This window comes from Ancylobacter amanitiformis (assembly GCF_030814815.1).
GTDB classification, from domain to species: domain Bacteria; phylum Pseudomonadota; class Alphaproteobacteria; order Rhizobiales; family Xanthobacteraceae; genus Ancylobacter; species Ancylobacter amanitiformis.
This window is the reverse complement of record NZ_JAUSVR010000004.1, coordinates 162,264-180,934: the sequence shown is the minus strand read 5'-3', so window position 1 is coordinate 180,934 and position 18,671 is coordinate 162,264. Positions and strand designations below refer to the sequence as shown.

Genomic DNA, 18,671 nt, shown 5'->3' with positions numbered 1-18,671 from the left:
CCATGAGCGACGCCAATTATTACGGGGCCCCCCGGCCCTACGCCTTCGACCCCCTCGCCGATCCGGAATATTTCCAGGGCGTGCTCGCGCGGCGCAGCCTCGCCTGTCTGATCGACGCGGTGATGATCTGCGCGCCGATCGGCCTGGCGGCGGTGTTCATCTTCGTGTTCGGTTTCATCACGCTGGGCCTGGGCTGGTTTCTCTACGGCCTGCTGAGCCCGGCCTTCGTGATCTGGGCGCTGGTCTATGCCGGCCTCACGCTCGGCGGACCGCGATCGGCCACCATCGGCATGCGGGCCATGGGGATCGAGATGCGCCTGTGGCATGGTGCGCCGATGTCGCCGCTGCTGGCGGTGCTCAGCCTCGTGCTGTTCTGGGTGTCGCTCAGCGTGCTGACGCCCTTCGTGCTGCTGGTCGGCCTGTTCAACGCGCGCCGGCGCCTGCTGCACGACATGATCCTGGGCACGGTCGTCACCAATAATGAAGAGCGCGCCGCTCAATTGCGGCCCCGCTGGCGCTGATCCCGGCGCGGACGACGCATCGAGTGCTTTGACCTCGCCGCGGTCTCTGGCAATCTCTGATTCCCCCTGACTGCGAACCACCCGTGACAGAACATCCGCGCGACACACCGCAGTTCTACCTGACCGCCCCATCCCCCTGCCCCTATCTACCGGGCCGGGAGGAGCGGAAGGTGTTTACCCATCTGGTCGGCGAGCGGGCCACCCAGCTCAACGACGTGCTGACCCATGGCGGTTTTCGCCGCAGCCAGTCGATTGCCTACCGCCCCGCCTGCGAACATTGCCGGGCCTGCGTCTCGGTGCGAATCTGCGTCAACGAGTTCATCGAATCGCGCTCCTTCCGCCGGGTGCGGCAGGCCAATGACGACCTTGTCGGCGACATGCGCTCGGCGGTGCCGACGGCCGAGCAATATTCGCTGTTCCGCGCCTATCTCGACAGCCGCCATGGCGATGGCGGCATGGCCGACATGAGCGTGCTCGACTACGCGATGATGGTCGAGGACAGCCATGTGCGCACCCGCCTGATCGAATATCGCCGGCGCGGGCCGGACACCGCCATCAACGGGCGCGGCCACGGCGCGCTGCATGGCGTGGCGCTGAGCGACGTGCTCGCCGACGGGCTGTCCATGGTCTATTCCTTCTACGAGCCCGACGCGCCCGCCCGCTCGCTCGGCACGTTCATGATCCTCGATCACGTGACCAAGGCCCGGGCCATGGGTCTGCCCTATGTCTATCTCGGCTACTGGGTCAACGGCTCGGCCAAGATGGACTACAAGCGCCGCTTCCTGCCGCAGGAGCGGCTCATGCCGGCCGGCTGGGAGCGGGTGGAGGGGTAGCCACGGGCGGTTGCCACTTTCAACTTGAGATTGCACATCCACGCAGGCATCATCCTCACGTTAGGGGGAGGTGCTGATGCCATTCACCATGATCAAGGGGACCTTTCACGTCGTCGGCTATTCTCCCGACGGGGACTCCATCCGGTTCAAGGCGGATGATCCGGTCCATTGGGCTCGTCTGTCGGGGCCGCCCGCGCGGCTGAACGCGCGTGGCCACGCGCAGCTTCGCATCGAAGCGATCGACACGCTCGAAACCCATTATTCGCCGCCATCAAGTGGGTCGGCGCTGCACCAGCCGCTCGATCTGGCCGAGGCCGCCGCCGACGCGCTGCTAAGCTTCGCCGGAATCCGCAATGTCGTGTGGAACGCGAATCGCACATTGGTAGCGTCAGCCTCGGACGGCACACGCGGCTACATACTCGCCCGAGCGGTCGAGAAGAACCGGCGCCCGGTGGCGTTCGTCTTCGCCGGCGATCCGCCGGAAGCCGATGGCAGCGACGCCTTTCTCGATCCGGAGCGGCTGACGGCCTCCTACAACTTTCACGCTGTCCAGGCGGGGCTTGCCTACGGTACCTTTTACACCGGCCTGTTTGCCGATCTGCGCGCAACGCTGATCGATGCCACCACGCAGGCCCGAGCGGCCAAACGGGGCCTGTATCTCGCTGACGTCGGCACAACCCCCTTTACCGTCGACGGGTTGAGCGACCTGACTGACAATCTGGTGGTCATGCCGAAGCTCTTCCGTCGCCTGGCTGAATATATCGGCTTCAATGGCAGCGTTCTCGGCTTTAAGGACAAGCTGGAAAGTTACGCTGAACCGGTGCTCGATTTGGCGACGAGCAATTTTACCCATTTCGACACGTTCATCGAGCAGGAACCGGGAAGCCTTGCCATCCGTATGACGCGCCTTCCTGAGCAGCTTGTGTTCGACGAAATGCCCACGCGTCCCATCAATGCATTCAGCACGTTGCTCGAGGAGCAGGAAGACCGATCCTTGCTCTGACGGCGCATGCCGCGCGGCAATGTCCTCAGAACCGGTTGTTGCGCGGAAAACCCTTGGGCGGGAGGCGGCCGGCGCTGGCGCGCTCGCCGCGCCATTCGGTGAGGTCGCTCACGGTCCAGGTACGCCCGGACGTGTCCCGCCAGGTGAGGCCGTCGGCGGCGCTGAACACCTTCACGTCGGACATGGCGCCGTCCTTGTAGCGCTGTAGCCGCACGCCGCGCCCGCGCGTCATTTCCGGAATCTGGCTGAGCGGGAAGACCAGCAGCTTGCGGTTCTCGCCGATCACCGCCACCGTGTCGCCCACGGCCGGCATCACCTTGCAGGCTTCCTGCGCGTCGACGCCGAGCACCTGCTTGCCCTTGCGGGTATTGGCGACGCATTCGTCCTCGGCCACGAGGAAGCCCCTGCCCTCCTTGGCCGTGACCAGCAGCTTGCGCCCGCCCTGATAGGGCAGGACGTCGACAATGTCGGCCTCCTGCTCAAGGTCGATCGACAGTCGCAGCGGCTCGCCATGGCCGCGCCCGCCGGGCAGCTTGGACGCGTCCAGCGTGTAGAAGCGGCCATTGGTGGCGAAGACCAGCAGCTTCGAGGTCGTCTCGGTGAAGAAGGACAGCTTGAGCTGGTCGTCGCCCTTGAAGGCGAGCGCGGAGAGGTCCGCCACATGGCCCTTGAGCGCGCGGATCCAGCCCTTTTCCGAGACGACGACGGTGATCGGCTCGCGCTCCACCAGCGCCTCGCTCACCGCATCCGCGCCATGGGCGGCCGCCTCGCCGAAGCTGGTGCGCCGCCGCCCGAGCGGGGTGTCCGGCCCGAACGCCTTGCGCGTCTCCCCGAGCTGCCAGGCGACCGTCTTCCACTGCCGCGCCTCCGAGCCGAGCAACGCCTCGATCTCGCCCTTCTCCGCGGTCAGCGCGTCGTGCTCCTTGCGGATCTCGAATTCCTCAAGCTTGCGCAGCGAGCGCAGGCGCATGTTGAGGATGGCTTCCGCCTGCACGTCGGTCAGTTCGAAGGTCCGCATCAGCTCAACCTTCGGCTCATCCTCCTCGCGGATGATGCGGATCACCTCGTCGAGGTTGAGATAGGCGATGAGGTAGCCGCCCAGCACCTCCAGCCGGTGGCCGATCTCGGCGAGCCGATGGCGGGAGCGGCGCAGCAGAACCTCGCGCCGGTGGTCGACCCACTCGCGCAGCGCCTCGGTGAGGCTGACGACCTTCGGGACCTGCCCGCCGACCAGCACGTTCATGTTCAGCGGGAAGCGGATTTCCAGCTCGGTGAGCCGGAACAGGCTCTCCATCATCAGCTCGGCATCGACATTCCGCGCGCGCGGCTCCAGCACGAGGCGCACATCCTCGGCCGATTCGTCGCGCACGTCGGCGAGCAGCGGCAGCTTCTTCTCGTTGAGGAGGTCGGCGATCTTCTCGACCAGCCGCGACTTCGGCACGCCATAGGGAATCTCGGTGACGACGACCGTATAGGAGCCGCGCCCGCTCTCCTCCTTGTGCCAGCGGGCCCGGAGGCGAAAGCCGCCGCGCCCGGTGGCGTAGGCATCGGCGATCGAGGCCGGCGATTCGATGATGACGCCGCCGGTGGGGAAATCCGGCCCCTTGACGAATTTGAGGAGGTCGTCGGTCGTCGCGTGCGGATGGGCGATCAGGTGCAGGCTGGCATCGATCAGTTCGGCCGCGTTGTGCGGCGGGATCGAGGTCGCCATGCCCACGGCGATGCCGGTCGAGCCATTGGCGAGGAGGTTCGGGAAGGCGCCCGGCATGACGACGGGTTCTTCCGTCGTCCCGTCATAGTTCGGGCGGAAGTCGACCGCGTCCTCGTCGATACCGTCGAGGATGAGGCGGGCGACCTCGGTCAGCCGCGCCTCGGTGTAGCGCTCGGCCGCCGCGTTGTCGCCGTCGATATTGCCGAAATTGCCCTGCCCGTCGACCAGCGGGTAGCGCTGCGCGAAATCCTGCGCGAGGCGCACCATGGCGTCGTAGATCGCCGCATTGCCGTGCGGATGGAACGAGCCCATCACATCGCCGACGATCTTCGCGCTCTTGCGGAAGCCCCCGCCCGGGTCGAGCCGCAACAGCCGCATGCCATAGAGAATGCGGCGATGCACGGGCTTCAGCCCGTCCCGCGCGTCCGGCAGGGCCCGGTGCATGATGGTGGACAGCGCATAGGCGAGGTAGCGCTCTTCCAGCGCCGCCTTCAGCCCGATCGGCTCGACCGAGCCCTGATCCTTCGGAATCGGTCCCTCTCCCATGGGTCTTGGCTACAGCGAATCAATCAAAGGAACAAGACGAGAACGCTGCTTATCCGCCCGCTATTCACCGCGAATCTGCGCCGCTCAGAGCCGGGCCGGCGGCAGGCGCGATGCGGCGCGGTCGAGCGCCGTGAACAGCGACTGGCGGGCATCGGGCAGGGTGAGCCCGCGCGGCGCGAACACGCGCTGGGCGAGGAAATGCCCGGTCAGCGCGAAGGCGGTGCGGATCTCCTCCGGCGGCGGGGGCTCGGCCACCTCGCTGATGAGGAAGAAGGGCAGGCCCAGCAGCCTGTCGCGCCACGGCTCGCCGGCATCGCGGCTCACCGCCCGGCCGGTCCTGGGCGAGACATAGAGCAGGTCATTGCGCCCGCCGGTCGCCGCGCAGCTGGAAAGATCGAGCCCGAAGCCGAGCTCGGACAGCATCATCAGCTCGAACCGCGCCACCATCATGCCGGTGAGGCGCGGTTCGGCCAGATGCTCGACCATGGTCTCGACGATGAGATGCAACCCGGGATGCGGGTCGCGCTCCGGCAGCAGGCGCAGCAGCGCGCCCACATGGGAGAGCGCGAAGGCCGAGTGCGCCTCGCCCATCAGCCGCCCGGCCCGCGCGCGCGTGACTTCCAGCGTGAAGGCGCCCAGATGCTCGTCGAGCCGCGCCCGCCAGCTCGCGCGCACGCTGTTTCCCGGCTGCAGTGCCGCCGCCTGCCGGCGCGAGCCGCCGCCGCGCACCAGGCCGAGATGGCGCCCATGCGCCACGGTGAGCAGTTCGACAATGGCATTGGCCTCGCCGTGGCGGCGAAGCCCGACGATGATGCCGTCATCGACCCATTCCATGGGCGTTCCGCCCCGTCAGTCCGACGACGGGAATTCGAGGCCCATCTCGCGGTAACGCTCGGGATCATCCGCCCAGTTCTCGCGCACCTTGACGAACAGGAACAGGTGGACCGGCTGTTCCAGAATCTCCACCAGCTCCTTGCGGGCGGAGGTGGAGATCGCCTTGATGGTTTCGCCGCCCTTGCCCAGCACGATCTTGCGCTGGCTTTCGCGCTCCACGAAAATGGTCTGCTCGATGCGCACCGAGCCGTCCGGGCGCTCCTGCCAGCTGTCGGTCTCGACGGTGGAGCGGTAGGGCAGTTCCTCGTGCAGGCGGTGGAACAGCTTCTCGCGGGTGATTTCAGCCGCCAGCGTGCGCATCGGGGCGTCGGAAATCTGGTCCTCGGGGTAGAGCCACGGCCCGAAGGGCAGCAGATCCCGCAACCATTCGCGCAGCTCGACAAGACCGCTTCCCGACAGCGCCGACACCATGAACAGCCGGTCGAAGGTGATGCGCTCGGCGATCTTGGCGGCGAGCTCCAGAAGGTTCTCGCGCTTCACCAGGTCGATCTTGTTGAGCAGGATGGCGCGGGGCCGGCGCACATCGACAAGGCCGCGGATGATCGCCTCCACATCCTCGGTCAGGCCGATGCGGGCGTCGATCAGCAGCACCACGGCATCGGCATCTCCCGCCCCGCTCCAGGCCGAGCGGACCATCGCCTTTTCCAGCCGCCGCTTGGGCGCGAAAATGCCGGGCGTGTCGACCAGGATGATCTGCGTCGCGCCTTCCAGCGCGATGCCGCGCAGCAGCGAGCGCGTCGTCTGCACCTTGTGCGAGACGATGGACACCTTGGTGCCGACCAGGGCGTTGGTGAGTGTCGACTTGCCGGCATTCGGCGCCCCGATCAGGGCGACGAAACCACAGCGAGTCGGAACGGCGACATCATTCATGCATGGACCTGTTCGAGAAAGGCGGCCGCGGCCGCCTTCTGCGCGTTCTGCTTCGAGGGACCGTCGGCCTCCACGGAGGCGAATCCGGGCACCTCGACGGCGATGCGGAAGAGTGGACTATGATCCGGTCCGGAGCGTTCCACCAGCCTGTAACCGGGCGGCGGCAGGCCACGGGCCTGCGCCCATTCCTGCAGCGCCGTCTTGGGGTCGCGGGCAGAGCCGCCCGCCAGCCGCAGGCGCGGGCGCCAGAAGCGCTCCACCAGCGCCTCGGCGGCGGGGAAACCGGCGTCGAGATAGACCGCGGCGAGCACCGATTCGGCGATATCGGCCAGGATCGCCGGCCGGTCTCGCCCGCCGGAGCGATCCTCGCCCGCGCCGAGCCGGATATAGGCGCCGACACCCATGGCGCGCGCCACCTCGGCGCAGCTATCCTCGCAGACGAGATCGGCCAGCCGTCGCGACAGCTCGCCCTCCTCGGCGCTGGTATAGGCGCGGTAGAGCATGTCGGAAACGACAAGCCCGAGCACATGGTCGCCGAGAAACTCCAGCCGCTGATAGGACCGCACCCGCGCCCGGCTGCCCTGCACGCCGGTAACGGCGCTGATATGGGTCAGCGCCAGCGCGAGATGCGCGCGATCCTTGAAGCGGTGTCCAAGGGCCTCCTCCAGCGAGGCGAGGCCGGCTTCATCGAGGGAAGCACGCGCGCCGCGCGTCATCGCACGAAGGAGAGCAGGCGGTCCCAGCGCACCGACCAGGGCCATTTCCAGAACTGCCAGGCGGCATCGCCTTCCTTCACCGAGAAGAAGATCACCTGCGCGCGGCCGATCAGGTTCTCGTAGGGCACATAGCCCACCTGGCTCAGAACGCGGCTGTCGGTGGAATTGTCGCGGTTGTCGCCCATCATGAAATAGTGCTCGGGCGGCACCTTGTAGACCGGGGTGTTGTCGTAGAAGCCGTTCTCCACGAGGTCGAGCGTGTAGTAGCTCACGCCGTTCGGCAGGGTTTCGGTCCAGCGCTTGACCCGCTGCACCTGCCCGTCGCCCTCGTCGTCCATCCAGTAGCCGGCATCCTCGCGCTTCACCGGCACGCCGTTGATGTGCAGCACGCCGCCGATCATCTGGATCTCGTCGCCGGGTAGCCCGATCACGCGCTTGATGTAGTCGGTCGTCTCGTCGCGCGGCAGCTTGAACACCACCACGTCGCCCCGGTTCGGCGTCGAGCCGAGCAGCCGGCCGCTGAACAGCGGCGGCGAGAAGGGCAGCGAGAAGCGGCTATAGCCGTAGCTGAACTTCGAAACGAAGAGATAGTCGCCGACCAGCAGCGTCTCCTTCATCGACCCGGAGGGGATGTTGAAGGGCTGGAACAGGAAGGTGCGGATCACGATGGCGATCAGGAACGCCTGGAAGATCACCTTGGCGGTCTCGCCGAGCCCGCCTTCCTTCTTTTTCGGTTCAGTCTTCGACGTCATATCGCCTTCCGCTGTACGCCGCGGATGTCATCGCCCGCCGGGGTGAGCGCTCCTATACCCGCTCGGGGGCCCTGCGGCAACGCGCCGTGGTCACGATTGCTCGACGTGACGGCACGTCACGCGCCATCTTTCGCAACCGCGCTGATGATGACGAAAGCCTGCGCGATCGGGCCGTCATCGGTAATGGTCAGATCGATGCGGGCATCGAAGCCCGGCGGGGTGATCGCTTCGAGCCGGGCCAGCGCGCCGCCGGTGAGTTCCATGGTCGGCCGGCCGGAGGGCTGGTTCACCACGCCCATGTCCTTCCAGAACACGCCCTGCGCGAGCCCGGTGCCGAGCGCCTTGGCGCAGGCCTCCTTGGCGGCGAAGCGCTTGGCGTAGCTCTCCGCGCGGCGCACCCGGCGCTCGGACTTGGCGCGCTCGATCGGCGTGAACACGCGTTCGAGGAAACGCTCGCCATGGCGCTCCAGCACCTCCGCCACGCGCCGCGCATCCGTGATATCCGAACCGATGCCGATGATCATGCCGCTGTCCCCGTGCCGATGGCGGCGCGCCCCTGCGCCATCGCGTGGCGCATCTGCCGGATGGCGCCCTCCAGCCCGGCAAAGATGGCCTCGCCGATCAGGAAATGCCCGATATTCAGCTCACGCACCGGCTCCAGCGCGGCGATGATCCCGGCCGTCGCACAGTCGAGCCCGTGGCCGGCATGGATCTCAAGGCCCAGCGCCGCGCCCTGCCGGGCGGCGTTCGCCAGCCGGGCGAATTCCGCCCCGGCCCTGGCGGTCTCGCCGGCGGCGACGAATTCGCACCACGCGCCGGTGTGAAGTTCCACCACCGCCGCACCGATATCGGCGGCGCGGGCGATCTGGTCCTCGTCGGGCGCGATGAACAGCGAGACGCGGATGCCGGCGGCGCCGAGGCGCTCCACCTTGCGGGCGAGGTCGATGCCGCCGCCCAGCACGTCGAGCCCGCCCTCGGTGGTGCGCTCCTCGCGCCGCTCGGGCACGAGGCAGCAGGCATGCGGGGCAAGATCGATCGCCAGCGCCACCATCTCGTCGGTCGCCGCCATCTCGAAATTCAGCGGCACGAGCAGCACGTCCTTGAGACGGCGCATGTCGGCATCGCTGATGTGCCGGCGGTCTTCGCGCAGATGCGCGGTGATGCCATCCGCCCCCGCCGCGCAGGCGAGTTGCGCCGCCCGCACAGGATCGGGCAACACGCCGCCCCGCGCGTTGCGCAGCGTGGCCACGTGGTCGACATTCACGCCCAGGCGGAGCGGCGGCACGATGCGCGTCATCGCCTCAGCCTTTCGCGCCCTGGATACTGCGGCTGCCCGGCTTGATCGCCGGCAGGGCGGCAAGTTCGGGCGGCAGCGCATCGGCGGGATAGGTGGGGATGTCGAGCTTGGCCAGCGCGATGAAGGGCACGCCAAGGTTTGCCTTGCCATTGGAACGATCGATCAGGCAGGCGGCGCCGACCACGTTCGAACTGTGCTCGGCAATGGCCGCGAGGCATTCGCGCGAGGAGAGGCCCGTGGTGACGATATCCTCCACCATCAGCACGCGGGCGTCGGGCGCGATGGTGAAGCCGCGGCGCAGCTGGAACGCGCCGTCCTCGCGCTCGACGAAGATGGCCTTGGCGCCGAGGTGCCGGGCCGTCTCATAACCCGGCACGATGCCGCCAATGGCGGGCGACACGACCACGTCGATCTTGCCGAAGGCTGCTTCCGCCTTCTCCGCCAGCGCCTTGCACAGGCGCGCCGTGCGCACCGGATCCTGAAAGATGAACATCTTCTGCAGGAAGACGGGGCTGCGCAGGCCGGACGACAGGATGAAATGGCCTTCCATCAATGCGCCAGCCGCACGAAATTCGGCCACGACCTCGTCTTGTGTCATCTCGATGCCCGGAAATTGTTGCGAAACGGCTTGAGCTGATAGCCGATCCGCCGGGCCGCGTCACGGCTGTTCGCGCCGTCAGCGGCCGGCGGCGGGCAAATGCGATGCCGTCCGCAGGCCACGCGCCCGCGCGCAGGCCAGCATCGCCTCGCCCGCCAGCTGCTCGACACGCCCGTGCGCCGCCATCGCGCCATCCCCGAGCAGGTGCCCGCAGACGGTCCGCGCGGCGCCGGTGAGGATGCGAAACGTTCCCTTGATCTGCTCGGTGGGCATTGGCGTCTCCCTCGCGTTGATGGGCGGCCGGATACCGCCGCGGGAATAACCCGCCGGCCGGCGACGGGTTCCCCTTCCCCGCGTTCCCGATCAGCCGTTCACCCGCTCCACGCTGGACACGACAGGGCGCGCCCGCAGGTCCGCAAGGATGCCGTTGAGATGGCGCAGGTCATACACGCCGATATCGATCACCATGCGGGTGAAATCGGCCGAGCGGGAGGACATGCGCAGGTTCTCGATATTGCCGTCGCGCTCGCCGATCACCTGGGCGATCTGGGCGAGCGAGCCGGGCTCGTTGGTCGCCACCACGACGATCTGCACGGGGAAACGCTGCGGGTCGTCCTCGTCCACGTCCCAGCGCACATCCAGCCAGCGCTCCGGCTCTTCCTCGAACTCCTGCAGCGCGGGCGACTGGATGGGGTAGACGGTGATGCCCTCGCCCGGCGTGAGGATGCCGACGATGCGATCGCCCGGCACCGCGCCGCCATTGGGCGCGAAATGCACGGGAAGCTCGCGGTTGATGCCGCGAATTGGGATGGCGGTCTTGGGGTCCGGATCGCTCTCGATGCCGGGAATCTTGAACTTGAGGCTCTGGCCGCGCTCAAGCTCGAACCAGCCTTCGCCATGCGGGGCGCCGCGCTCCTCGACGCGCGGACCGGCCCATTCCGGGTAGATCGCCTTGACCACGTCGTCGGCGCGCATCTCGCCGCGCCCCACGGCGGCATAGACATCGTCCAGCGAGCTGCGGGCGAGGCGCGGCACAACGCCGGCGAGGCGCTCCTCGGAAAACACCTTGCCCGCCCGCGCCACCGACCGCTCGACGATGCGCTTGCCGAGGCCGGCATATTGCGCGCGCACCGCGGCGCGGGTGGCGCGCCGGATGGCGGCCCTCGCCTTGCCGGTGGCGACGATCGATTCCCACGCTGCCGGCGGGGTCTGCCCCTCGGCGGTGATGATCTCGACCTCATCGCCATTATGCAGTTCGGAGACCAGCGGGGAGACCTTGCCGTTCACCTTGGAGCCGACCGCGCGGTCGCCCACGCCGGTATGCACGGCATAGGCGAAGTCGATCGGCGTCGCCCGGCGCGGCAGGATGATCAGCCGGCCCTTGGGGGTGAAACAGAACACCTGGTCGTGGAACAGCTCCAGCTTGGTGTGCTCGAGGAACTCCTCGGGGCTGGAGCCCTCGGCCAGCAGTTCGATGGTGCGGCGCAGCCAGGCATAGGCATTGGATTCGCGGTTGCCCGGCGCGGCCACGCCCGGCGCATCCTTGTAGAGCGCATGGGCGGCGATGCCGTATTCGGCGATGTCGTGCATTTCGCGCGTGCGGATCTGCAGTTCGACGCGCTGGCGGCCCGGACCGACCACGGTGGTGTGAATAGAGCGGTAATCGTTCTGCTTGGGCGTCGAGATGTAGTCCTTGAAGCGGCCGGGGACGAGCGGCCACTTGGTGTGCACCACGCCGAGCGCGGCGTAGCAGTCCTCCATGCGGTCGACCAGGATGCGGAAGCCGTAAATGTCCGAGAGCTGCTCGAAGGCGATCGATTTCAGCTCCATCTTGCGCCAGATCGAATAGGGCCGCTTCTCCCGCCCCCTCACCACCGCGACGATGCCCTTGTTGGCGATCGCGTCCGACAGCTCGCGCTCGATGGCGGCGACCAGCTCGCCATTGTGCTCCTTCAGCGCCTGCAGGCGGCTGCGGATGGATTCATACGCTTCGGCCGACAACTGGCGGAAGGACAGGTCCTCCAGCTCCTCGCGCATGTCGTGCATGCCCATGCGGCCGGCGAGCGGGGCGTAGATATCCAGCGTTTCCTGGGCGACGCGGTTGCGCTTTTCCTCCGGCACCCATTTCAGGGTGCGCATGTTGTGCAGCCGGTCGGCGAGCTTGACCAGCAGCACGCGCACGTCGTCGGCGATGGCGAGCAGCAGCTTGCGCAGGTTTTCCGCCTGCTTGGCCTGTTTGGAGACGAGGTCGAGCTTCTTGATCTTGGTGAGGCCCTCGACCAGCGCGCCGATCTGCGCGCCGAAGATGCGGTCGATCTCATCGCGGGTGGCGTCGGTATCCTCGATCGTATCGTGCAGCAGCGCCGCGACAATGGTCGCGTCGTCGAGCTTGAGATCCGTCAGGATGGCCGCGACTTCGAGGGGATGCGAGAAATAGGGATCGCCCGAGGCCCGTTTCTGGGTCCCGTGGGCGCGCATCGCATAGACATAAGCGCGGTCGAGCAGCGATTCGTCGGTGTTGGGATTGTACCGGCGGACGCGCTCGACGAGCTCGTACTGCCGCATCATGACAGATCAACCCGTGAGAGCCCGACTCGTCTCGCGCCGGGTTCAGCGAATATCGTCATGGTTCCGATCCGGTGCAAGTTGCGCGACAGCTGCAAAATCGAGGGCCCGGCCTGACAACAGGACAAAAGGCCCAGGCAGCCTTCGCAATCCAGATTTGAATTGCTCCGAAATTGCAACTATCGTTGGCCTATTCCTTGGGGGAAATATCGATCATGGAATGGCTGCCGTGGCTCGGATATCTCGCCCTCTATGTCGGCGGCGGCTTCGCGGGCTTCCTGGCGGCAGCCCTTTCACGCGCGGCTTCGAAAAGCTCACTCATGGACGAACTGGATCGGCTGCGGGAGCGCAACGATGAACTCGAGGCGCAGCAGGCCGACACGGCCGGCGAGCCGGTTTTCAGATCCAATCGCACGAACCGTCTACAACGCAACCGGCTGATCCGCGTCGTCAAAGGCTGATACCGGGTCCGAGGCTGATACCGGGTCCGAAAACGGCGACGCCGGCTTTCGCCGGCGCCGGGTGTCGTTCTGGATGCCATGCCGCGACGGGCATGAAGACCCTCGTCGTGAGGGTCCTCGGCGTGAGAGGCCTTGGCCGCTCAGCCTTCGTCGTCGTCGCTCGGCTCGGGGGGAACCAGTCCCTGCAGGCCGGCGAGCAGCTCTTCCTCGGTCATGCGGTCGAGCATGACGTCGGAATCGTCCGCGCCCTGCGAAGCGGACGACGCGATCATCGGAACCGTCTCGGGCTCGGGCTCGTCGACTTCCGTGAACTTCTGCAGCGAATGGATCAGTTCCTCGCGCAGATCGTCCGGCGAGACGGTCTCTTCGGCGATCTCGCGCAGGGCGACGACCGGGTTCTTGTCGTTGTCGCGATCGATGGTGATCGGTGAGCCGGACGCGATCGTGCGCGCGCGGTGCCCGGCGAGCAGAACGAGTTCGAAGCGATTGTCGACCTTGTCGATGCAGTCCTCGACGGTGACGCGAGCCATGCCTCGGCACTCCTGACGGTGTAATCGGAAAGCGCACGCCATAAACCAATGCGTGCTTCAGGGCAAGCCTTTCACCCCGATGCGCCCTCCCCGCCCTTGGGCGCGGTCAAAAAATGCTGCCGATAAACACAGGAAACACCACGCGGGCCGTCCCGCCGCCGCCACAATTGCGCTATGTCTAGGACCATTGGGGGGTCAGCTCGCTGCGCCGCGTCGCGGACAAGCGGGAATTGTTGTTCTTATTTCAGGTGTTTACCCATAATGACCCACGGCATGGAAAAGATCGCCTTATTCATCGATGGCGCCAATCTCTATTCGGCCACCAAGGCACTGAATTTCGATATCGACTACAAGCGGCTCCTCAAGGAGTTCCAGACCCGCGGCTACGTGCTCCGGGCCTTCTATTATACGACGCTGGTCGAAGACACCGAATATTCCTCGATCCGCCCGCTGCTCGACTGGCTCGATTATAATGGCTATTCGGTCGTCACCAAGCCGGCGCGCGAATTCACCGACAGCCAGGGCCGCCGCCGGATCCGCGGCAACATGGATATCGAGCTGGCGGTGAACGCCATGGAGCTCGCCGCCCATGTTGACCACATCGTGATCTTCTCCGGCGACGGTGATTTCCGCTCGCTGGTGGAGTCGGTACAGCGCAAGGGCGTGCGCGTGAGTGTGGTGTCGAGCGTGCACACCCAGCCGCCGATGATCGCCGACGAACTGCGCCGCCAGGCGGATGTGTTCATCGATCTGGTCGATCTCCAGGCCCGCATCGGCCGCGACCCGGCGGAACGGTCCAGCCGCATGCACGAGCCGCCGCGCTTCCTCGAACGCCGCGCTCCGGCGCCGGCCGCCGATGATGACGAGATGTCCGAGCCCTGAACCTGGATCCCCGAGCCCGGTGCGCGCGCCGACCATGAAGGTTTCGTCGAAGGTTTCGTCGATCCCTGCCCCCGCTGGCCACGCGGGGCCCGAGCCGGCGCGCGATTGCCCGCGCTGCCCGCGCCTCGTCGCGTTTCGCGAGCATTGGCGGGCGCAGGAGCCGGCATGGCACAACGCGCCCGTGCCCTCCTTCGGGCCGGAGGACGGGCGCCTGCTCATTGTCGGCCTCGCGCCCGGCCTGCGCGGCGCCAACCGCACGGGACGGCCCTTCACCGGCGATTATGCCGGCGAGCTGCTCTATTCCACGCTGATCAGGTTCGGCTTCGCCACCGGTGTGTTCGAGGCGCGGCCGGATGATTCGCTGCGCCTGCGCGACGCGCGGCTGACCAATGCGGTGCGCTGCGTGCCGCCGGAAAACAAGCCGACCACCGACGAGATCCGCAACTGCCGGCCCTTCTTCGCCGCCACGATCGGCCTGCTGCCGGCGCTGAGCGCCATCGTCGCGCTGGGCAAGATCGCCCATGACCAGGTGCTCGCCGCGCATGGCGAGACCCTGTCGCATCACAAGTTCGCCCATGGCGCGGTGCACCGGCTGGGCGATGTGGTGCTGTTCGACAGCTATCATTGCTCCCGCTACAACACGAATACCGGCGTGCTGACGACGGACATGTTCCACGCGGTGTTCGCCCGGGTGCGCGCGCATATCGACACGCTCGGCTGAGCCGGGCGCCGCGCTTCAGGGCGCGACCGGGGCCCACAGCACATCCTCGATGCGTGGCGCGCCTGCCGCCAGCATCACCAGCCGGTCGAAGCCGAGCGCAATGCCCGAGGCTTCCGGCATTTGCGCCAGCGCGGCGAGGAAATCCTCGTCGATCGGGTAGCGCTCGCCATAGATGCGCTCCTTCTCATCCATCCACGCATTGAAGCGCCGCCGCTGCTCCCCGGCATCGGTCAGTTCGCCGAAGGCATTGGCCAGTTCCACCGCGCAGACATAAAGCTCGAAGCGTTCGGCCACGCGCGGATCGCCGGGCTTGGTCCGGGCAAGCGCGGCTTCCGATGCCGGGTATTCACACAGGATGGTGGGCTGGCCGAGGCCGAGGAAGGGTTCCACCTTCTCCACCATGACGCGGCTGAACACATCCGCCCAGCTGTCATCCTCGGCGACGCGGATACCCGCCGCGCGGGCGCCATGCCACAGGCCATCGCGATCATTGCCCTCCGCTCCCACGCTGGCCATCAGGTCGATGCCCGCGAAACGGGTGAACGCCTCCGCGACGGTGAGCCGCTCGGGCGTGCGCCCGACATCGCAGCGCCGGCCGCCGAAGTGGAAGACCTGCGCGCCCACGGCTTCCGCAGTCGCGGCCAGCAGCGCGGAGCCATCGCGCATCAGCGCCTCATAGCCCTCGTAAGCGCGATACCATTCCAGCATGGTGAATTCGGGATGATGCAGCGCGCTGCGCTCGCCATTGCGGAACACACGGGCGAAGGTGAACAGCCGCTCCTCGCCGGCGGCCAGCAGCTTCTTGGCGGTGAATTCCGGCGAGGTGTGCAGATAGCGCGGTGTACGCGAGCCGTCCGGGCGCTCCAGTTCGGTGGCGAACGCCTTCAGATGCACCTCGTTGCCCGGCGAGACCTGCAGAATGGGCGTCTCGATCTCGATGAAACGCCGCGCGCCGAAAAAGCCGCGCAGGGCGCCCTGGATGCGCTGGCGCGCCAGCAGGAAGGGGCGCCGGTCGGCATGGCGCTGCGCCGACCACCAGGGCGAGAGGGAAAGCGGCATGGAACGGCTCCTCCAGCAACGCGGCCGGGGTTGGCGGATGGCGGGCGCGCGAGTATAGGAGGCGCCCAAAGGAATCCCCCGGTGCCTCCGCGCGATGCGGCGCACCCAACAGCCAGAGGACCTCTATGGTCAAGGTCATCGCCAGCACGCTGCGCAAGGGCAACGTGGTCGACGTGGACGGCAAGCTCTACGTGGTTCTCACGGCCGACAACATCCACCCCGGCAAGGGCACGCCCGTGACCCAGCTCGACATGCGCCGGATTTCCGACGGCGTGAAGATTTCCGAGCGCTACCGCACCACCGAGCAGGTGGAGCGCGCCTTGGTCGAGGATCGCCCCTACACCTTCCTCTATTCGGATGGCGAAGGCTTCCACTTCATGAACCCGGAGAATTACGACCAGGTGGCCGTCTCAAAGGACGTGGTCGGCGACCAGGCGGCCTATCTCCAGGAGAACATGCAGGTCATGCTGTCGGTTCACGAGGGCAACGCCATCGCCATCGAGCTGCCGCAGCGCGTGACGCTCGAAGTGGTCGAGACCGAGCCGGCGATGAAGGGGCAGACCGCCTCCTCCTCCTACAAGCCGGCCATGCTGTCGAATGGCGTGCGCTCGGCCGTGCCCCCGCATATCGCGGTCGGCACCCGCATTGTCGTGATGACGGCCGACGGCTCCTATGTCGAGCGCGCCAAGGACTGAGCGCGGCTTTCGACCCGGAATCAAAAAACCCGGCCAAGTGCCGGGTTTTTCTTTATTATCGGCCTGTTTCAAGAAACGCTAGCCGCGGTCGCGCATCAGCCGCTGCTTGTCGCGCGCCCAATCCTTCGCCTTCAGCGCCTCGCGCTTGTCATGCGCCTTGCGGCCGCGGGCGATGGCGATCTCGACCTTCGCCCGGCCCTGCTCGTTGAAGTAGATCTTGAGCGGCACCACGGTCATGCCCTCGCGCTCGACCGCCTGCCACAGCCGGGCGATCTGCCGCTTGTGCAGCAGCAATTTGCGCGGTCGGCGCGGCTCGTGGTTGAAGCGGTTGGCCTGCAGATATTCCGGTATGAAGGAATTGTAGAGGATCGCCTCGCCGGTTTTCGCCGAGACATAGCTCTCCGCCACCGTCGCACGGCCGCTGCGCAGGCTCTTCACCTCGGTGCCGGACAGCGCGATGCCGGCCTCGAACACCTCGCCGATCTCGAAGTCGAATCGCGCCCGACGATTGTCGGCCACGACCTTGTGGGGTTGCGTCTTCTTTTCGGCCATGTCGCTCCACGCGGGACGGCGTCCCGCTCCGTCCCGGCCTTTCAAAGCCGGATCCGATCCGATTGAACCAACCGGATCGGTGAACCCGTCTCCAACCCGATAGCAGAGAACGCGTCATCCCAACCGGATTGCGGCGCAATCCGGCCGGCGCGGGCTCTAGAGCTTTTCCGGTGAATTCCGGTTCACCGGAAAAGCTCCAGGTTATTGTTCTGACGCATTTTCTTCACACGAACCGGAATCCACTTCGCTCGAAAATGCTCTAGTTGATCAATCCGGCGTGCCGCATGGCATCGCGGACGATCTCCTTGGTCTTCTCGCTCACCGGCACCATCGGCAGGCGCGCCTCGTCGGCGATCTTGCCGAGCACGCTCAGGGCATATTTGGTGGGGCTCGGGTTGGTTTCAACGAACAAAGCCTGAAACAGCGGGAAAAGCCGGTCCTGCAGCTCCAGCGCCTTGGCGTAGTCGCCCGCCAGCGCCGCATCCACCAGTTGGGCGCAGAGCTTGGGCGCCACGTTGGAAGCGACCGAGATGCAGCCATGGCCGCCATGGGCGATGAAGCCGAGCGCGGTCGGGTCCTCGCCGGAAAGCTGGTTGAAGCCGGGCCCGAGAACCTCGCGCTGCTGGCTGACGCGGATGAGATTGGCGGTCGCATCCTTCACGCCGACGATGTTCTCCAGCTCGTAGAGCCGCGCCATCGTCTCCACCGACATGTCGATCACCGAGCGGCCGGGGATGTTGTAGATGTAGATCGGAATGCCGATGGCGTCGTTGATGGCCTTGTAGTGCTGGTAAAGCCCTTCCTGGCCCGGCTTGTTGTAATAGGGCGTGACCACCAGCACCGCATCCGCCCCCGCCGTCTCGGCGTGGCGGGCGAGGTCGATGGCCTCGATCGTGTTGTTGGAACCCGCGCCGGCAATCACCGGCACGCGGCCCGCCGCCTGCGCGACGGTCCATTCCACGACCTTCTTGTGTTCCTCATGGGAAACCGTCGGGCTCTCGCCGGTGGTGCCGACGGGCACAAGGCCGTGAATGCCTTCCTCGACCTGCCAGTCGACGAAGGCCCGGAACGCTTTCTCGTCCAGCACGCCGTCGCGGAACGGCGTCACCAGCGCCGTGAAGGATCCACGGAAGGGCAGCGTGTGAGGCATGAAGCGCTCCTCAAATACTCGCGTCATCTTCGCGTCGCGACCGCGCGGCGCTGCAAAGGGGCCATCAGATATCGCGTCGGCGCGCCGGAAGAAAGGGCCTTGTTGCTCCCGCTCCTGGCAAACTCCTGGCAAAGCGCGCCCGCGCGCGCACCCTGCCCCTGTTTCGCCGGGATGAGCGCCTAGGTTGCAGATCGAGACACCCCCGGGAGATCGCGCGGGGGTTGTGGTTAGCAATTCGTCAATAAGATCGCGCGACAAAGGGTGGGGACGGTCCTGGCCGGACCGAGCGTGATGCGGGTCTTGCACATCCGCCGG

At 66.7% G+C, this 18,671-nt stretch carries 21 protein-coding genes; 7 read left to right on the top strand and 14 right to left on the bottom strand.

Translation table 11 applies throughout. The annotated features are described in order from the left end of the window. Nucleotides 1-2: 2 nt before the first annotated feature. The 3 genes from QOZ99_RS08315 (at nucleotide 3) to QOZ99_RS08305 (ending at nucleotide 2,357) form a co-directional block, all read left to right on the top strand. A complete protein-coding gene (locus QOZ99_RS08315) occupies nucleotides 3-521 on the top strand; it encodes an RDD family protein (protein WP_306889499.1) in 519 nt (172 codons plus the stop codon). 83 nt (nucleotides 522-604) lie between these two features. Continuing rightward, complete coding sequence (locus QOZ99_RS08310; protein ID WP_306889498.1) at nucleotides 605-1,354, top strand: arginyltransferase; 750 nt, start codon at nucleotides 605-607, stop codon at nucleotides 1,352-1,354. A gap of 76 nt (nucleotides 1,355-1,430) precedes the next feature. Next, nucleotides 1,431-2,357: a hypothetical protein gene (locus QOZ99_RS08305; protein WP_306889497.1), complete on the top strand. Its 927-nt coding sequence runs from the start codon at nucleotides 1,431-1,433 to the stop codon at nucleotides 2,355-2,357. A 25-nt stretch (nucleotides 2,358-2,382) separates the two neighbouring features. On the opposite strand, the gene parC is transcribed toward QOZ99_RS08305, so the two are convergent. From parC to QOZ99_RS08255, 10 genes are all read right to left on the bottom strand, one after another. Then, entirely contained in the window at nucleotides 2,383-4,614 is a 2,232-nt protein-coding gene (gene parC, locus QOZ99_RS08300) for a DNA topoisomerase IV subunit A (protein WP_306889496.1), read from the bottom strand. 84 nt (nucleotides 4,615-4,698) lie between these two features. Further along, nucleotides 4,699-5,448, bottom strand: a complete 750-nt coding sequence (gene recO / locus QOZ99_RS08295; RefSeq protein ID WP_306889495.1) for a DNA repair protein RecO — start codon at nucleotides 5,446-5,448, stop codon at nucleotides 4,699-4,701. A 15-nt stretch (nucleotides 5,449-5,463) separates the two neighbouring features. Continuing rightward, complete coding sequence (gene era, locus QOZ99_RS08290) at nucleotides 5,464-6,378, bottom strand: GTPase Era (RefSeq protein WP_306889494.1); 915 nt, start codon at nucleotides 6,376-6,378, stop codon at nucleotides 5,464-5,466. After that, nucleotides 6,375-7,094, bottom strand: coding sequence for a ribonuclease III (gene rnc, locus QOZ99_RS08285; protein ID WP_370876823.1), 720 nt, complete (start codon nucleotides 7,092-7,094; stop codon nucleotides 6,375-6,377). Before rnc ends, era begins: the two co-directional genes overlap by 4 nt. After that, on the bottom strand, nucleotides 7,091-7,846 hold the full coding sequence (gene lepB, locus QOZ99_RS08280; RefSeq protein WP_183191106.1) for a signal peptidase I: 756 nt from the start codon (nucleotides 7,844-7,846) through the stop codon (nucleotides 7,091-7,093). The genes rnc and lepB overlap by 4 nt, the downstream gene beginning before the upstream one ends. Nucleotides 7,847-7,962: 116 nt before the next feature. Continuing rightward, nucleotides 7,963-8,370, bottom strand: a complete 408-nt coding sequence (gene acpS / locus QOZ99_RS08275; RefSeq protein ID WP_306889492.1) for a holo-ACP synthase — start codon at nucleotides 8,368-8,370, stop codon at nucleotides 7,963-7,965. Beyond that, complete coding sequence (locus tag QOZ99_RS08270; protein WP_306889491.1) at nucleotides 8,367-9,143, bottom strand: pyridoxine 5'-phosphate synthase; 777 nt, start codon at nucleotides 9,141-9,143, stop codon at nucleotides 8,367-8,369. Before QOZ99_RS08270 ends, acpS begins: the two co-directional genes overlap by 4 nt. A gap of 4 nt (nucleotides 9,144-9,147) precedes the next feature. Beyond that, nucleotides 9,148-9,741, bottom strand: coding sequence for an orotate phosphoribosyltransferase (pyrE, locus tag QOZ99_RS08265; protein WP_306889489.1), 594 nt, complete (start codon nucleotides 9,739-9,741; stop codon nucleotides 9,148-9,150). Between the two features lie 78 nt (nucleotides 9,742-9,819). Further along, nucleotides 9,820-10,014, bottom strand: coding sequence for a CsbD family protein (locus QOZ99_RS08260; protein WP_306889488.1), 195 nt, complete (start codon nucleotides 10,012-10,014; stop codon nucleotides 9,820-9,822). A 90-nt stretch (nucleotides 10,015-10,104) separates the two neighbouring features. Further along, nucleotides 10,105-12,309 (bottom strand): RelA/SpoT family protein, encoded by a 2,205-nt coding sequence (locus tag QOZ99_RS08255; RefSeq protein ID WP_306889487.1) that lies wholly within the window; start codon nucleotides 12,307-12,309, stop codon nucleotides 10,105-10,107. A 212-nt stretch (nucleotides 12,310-12,521) separates the two neighbouring features. Between QOZ99_RS08255 and QOZ99_RS08250 the strand changes: the two genes are divergently transcribed. Beyond that, nucleotides 12,522-12,767, top strand: a complete 246-nt coding sequence (locus QOZ99_RS08250; RefSeq protein ID WP_306889486.1) for a hypothetical protein — start codon at nucleotides 12,522-12,524, stop codon at nucleotides 12,765-12,767. A 140-nt stretch (nucleotides 12,768-12,907) separates the two neighbouring features. On the opposite strand, the gene rpoZ is transcribed toward QOZ99_RS08250, so the two are convergent. Next, the gene (rpoZ, locus tag QOZ99_RS08245) at nucleotides 12,908-13,297 is read right to left on the bottom strand and encodes a DNA-directed RNA polymerase subunit omega (protein ID WP_183191099.1); all 390 of its coding nucleotides are present in this window, start codon (nucleotides 13,295-13,297) and stop codon (nucleotides 12,908-12,910) included. 261 nt (nucleotides 13,298-13,558) lie between these two features. On the opposite strand from rpoZ, the gene QOZ99_RS08240 reads away from it, so the two are divergent. Both QOZ99_RS08240 and QOZ99_RS08235 read left to right on the top strand, forming a co-directional pair. Then, nucleotides 13,559-14,179 carry a LabA-like NYN domain-containing protein gene (locus QOZ99_RS08240; RefSeq protein WP_370876816.1) on the top strand — a complete coding sequence of 207 codons (621 nt, stop codon included), beginning with the start codon at nucleotides 13,559-13,561 and terminating at the stop codon, nucleotides 14,177-14,179. A gap of 34 nt (nucleotides 14,180-14,213) precedes the next feature. Continuing rightward, nucleotides 14,214-14,900: a uracil-DNA glycosylase gene (locus QOZ99_RS08235; RefSeq protein WP_306889484.1), complete on the top strand. Its 687-nt coding sequence runs from the start codon at nucleotides 14,214-14,216 to the stop codon at nucleotides 14,898-14,900. Between the two features lie 15 nt (nucleotides 14,901-14,915). On the opposite strand, the gene epmA is transcribed toward QOZ99_RS08235, so the two are convergent. Further along, nucleotides 14,916-15,959 carry an EF-P lysine aminoacylase EpmA gene (epmA, locus tag QOZ99_RS08230; RefSeq protein ID WP_306889483.1) on the bottom strand — a complete coding sequence of 348 codons (1,044 nt, stop codon included), beginning with the start codon at nucleotides 15,957-15,959 and terminating at the stop codon, nucleotides 14,916-14,918. A 125-nt stretch (nucleotides 15,960-16,084) separates the two neighbouring features. Here epmA and efp point away from each other — a divergent pair, with 125 nt between their 5' ends. Further along, complete coding sequence (gene efp / locus QOZ99_RS08225) at nucleotides 16,085-16,654, top strand: elongation factor P (RefSeq protein WP_306889482.1); 570 nt, start codon at nucleotides 16,085-16,087, stop codon at nucleotides 16,652-16,654. A 78-nt stretch (nucleotides 16,655-16,732) separates the two neighbouring features. On the opposite strand, the gene smpB is transcribed toward efp, so the two are convergent. Together smpB and dapA are read right to left on the bottom strand one after the other, a co-directional pair. Then, nucleotides 16,733-17,206 (bottom strand): SsrA-binding protein SmpB, encoded by a 474-nt coding sequence (smpB, locus tag QOZ99_RS08220; RefSeq protein WP_306889481.1) that lies wholly within the window; start codon nucleotides 17,204-17,206, stop codon nucleotides 16,733-16,735. 259 nt (nucleotides 17,207-17,465) lie between these two features. Further along, a complete protein-coding gene (dapA, locus tag QOZ99_RS08215; RefSeq protein ID WP_306889480.1) occupies nucleotides 17,466-18,356 on the bottom strand; it encodes a 4-hydroxy-tetrahydrodipicolinate synthase in 891 nt (296 codons plus the stop codon). Nucleotides 18,357-18,671: the final 315 nt, after the last annotated feature.

Bases quoted from the DNA above. Each gene is read 5' to 3' on its own strand.
- smpB (WP_306889481.1), bottom strand. From the start codon at position 17,206: ATGGCCGAAAAGAAGACGCAACCCCACAAGGTCGTGGCCGACAATCGT.
- QOZ99_RS08235 (WP_306889484.1), top strand. From the start codon at position 14,214: ATGAAGGTTTCGTCGAAGGTTTCGTCGATCCCTGCCCCCGCTGGCCAC.
- parC (WP_306889496.1), bottom strand. From the start codon at position 4,614: ATGGGAGAGGGACCGATTCCGAAGGATCAGGGCTCGGTCGAGCCGATC.
- QOZ99_RS08260 (WP_306889488.1), bottom strand. From the start codon at position 10,014: ATGCCCACCGAGCAGATCAAGGGAACGTTTCGCATCCTCACCGGCGCC.
- QOZ99_RS08255 (WP_306889487.1), bottom strand. From the start codon at position 12,309: ATGATGCGGCAGTACGAGCTCGTCGAGCGCGTCCGCCGGTACAATCCC.
- pyrE (WP_306889489.1), bottom strand. From the start codon at position 9,741: ATGACACAAGACGAGGTCGTGGCCGAATTTCGTGCGGCTGGCGCATTG.
- acpS (WP_306889492.1), bottom strand. From the start codon at position 8,370: ATGATCATCGGCATCGGTTCGGATATCACGGATGCGCGGCGCGTGGCG.
- epmA (WP_306889483.1), bottom strand. From the start codon at position 15,959: ATGCCGCTTTCCCTCTCGCCCTGGTGGTCGGCGCAGCGCCATGCCGAC.
- recO (WP_306889495.1), bottom strand. From the start codon at position 5,448: ATGGAATGGGTCGATGACGGCATCATCGTCGGGCTTCGCCGCCACGGC.
- rpoZ (WP_183191099.1), bottom strand. From the start codon at position 13,297: ATGGCTCGCGTCACCGTCGAGGACTGCATCGACAAGGTCGACAATCGC.
- lepB (WP_183191106.1), bottom strand. From the start codon at position 7,846: ATGACGTCGAAGACTGAACCGAAAAAGAAGGAAGGCGGGCTCGGCGAG.
- QOZ99_RS08250 (WP_306889486.1), top strand. From the start codon at position 12,522: ATGGAATGGCTGCCGTGGCTCGGATATCTCGCCCTCTATGTCGGCGGC.
- QOZ99_RS08240 (WP_370876816.1), top strand. From the start codon at position 13,559: ATGACCCACGGCATGGAAAAGATCGCCTTATTCATCGATGGCGCCAAT.
- era (WP_306889494.1), bottom strand. From the start codon at position 6,378: ATGAATGATGTCGCCGTTCCGACTCGCTGTGGTTTCGTCGCCCTGATC.
- dapA (WP_306889480.1), bottom strand. From the start codon at position 18,356: ATGCCTCACACGCTGCCCTTCCGTGGATCCTTCACGGCGCTGGTGACG.
- rnc (WP_370876823.1), bottom strand. From the start codon at position 7,094: ATGACGCGCGGCGCGCGTGCTTCCCTCGATGAAGCCGGCCTCGCCTCG.
- efp (WP_306889482.1), top strand. From the start codon at position 16,085: ATGGTCAAGGTCATCGCCAGCACGCTGCGCAAGGGCAACGTGGTCGAC.
- QOZ99_RS08270 (WP_306889491.1), bottom strand. From the start codon at position 9,143: ATGACGCGCATCGTGCCGCCGCTCCGCCTGGGCGTGAATGTCGACCAC.
- QOZ99_RS08315 (WP_306889499.1), top strand. From the start codon at position 3: ATGAGCGACGCCAATTATTACGGGGCCCCCCGGCCCTACGCCTTCGAC.
- QOZ99_RS08305 (WP_306889497.1), top strand. From the start codon at position 1,431: ATGCCATTCACCATGATCAAGGGGACCTTTCACGTCGTCGGCTATTCT.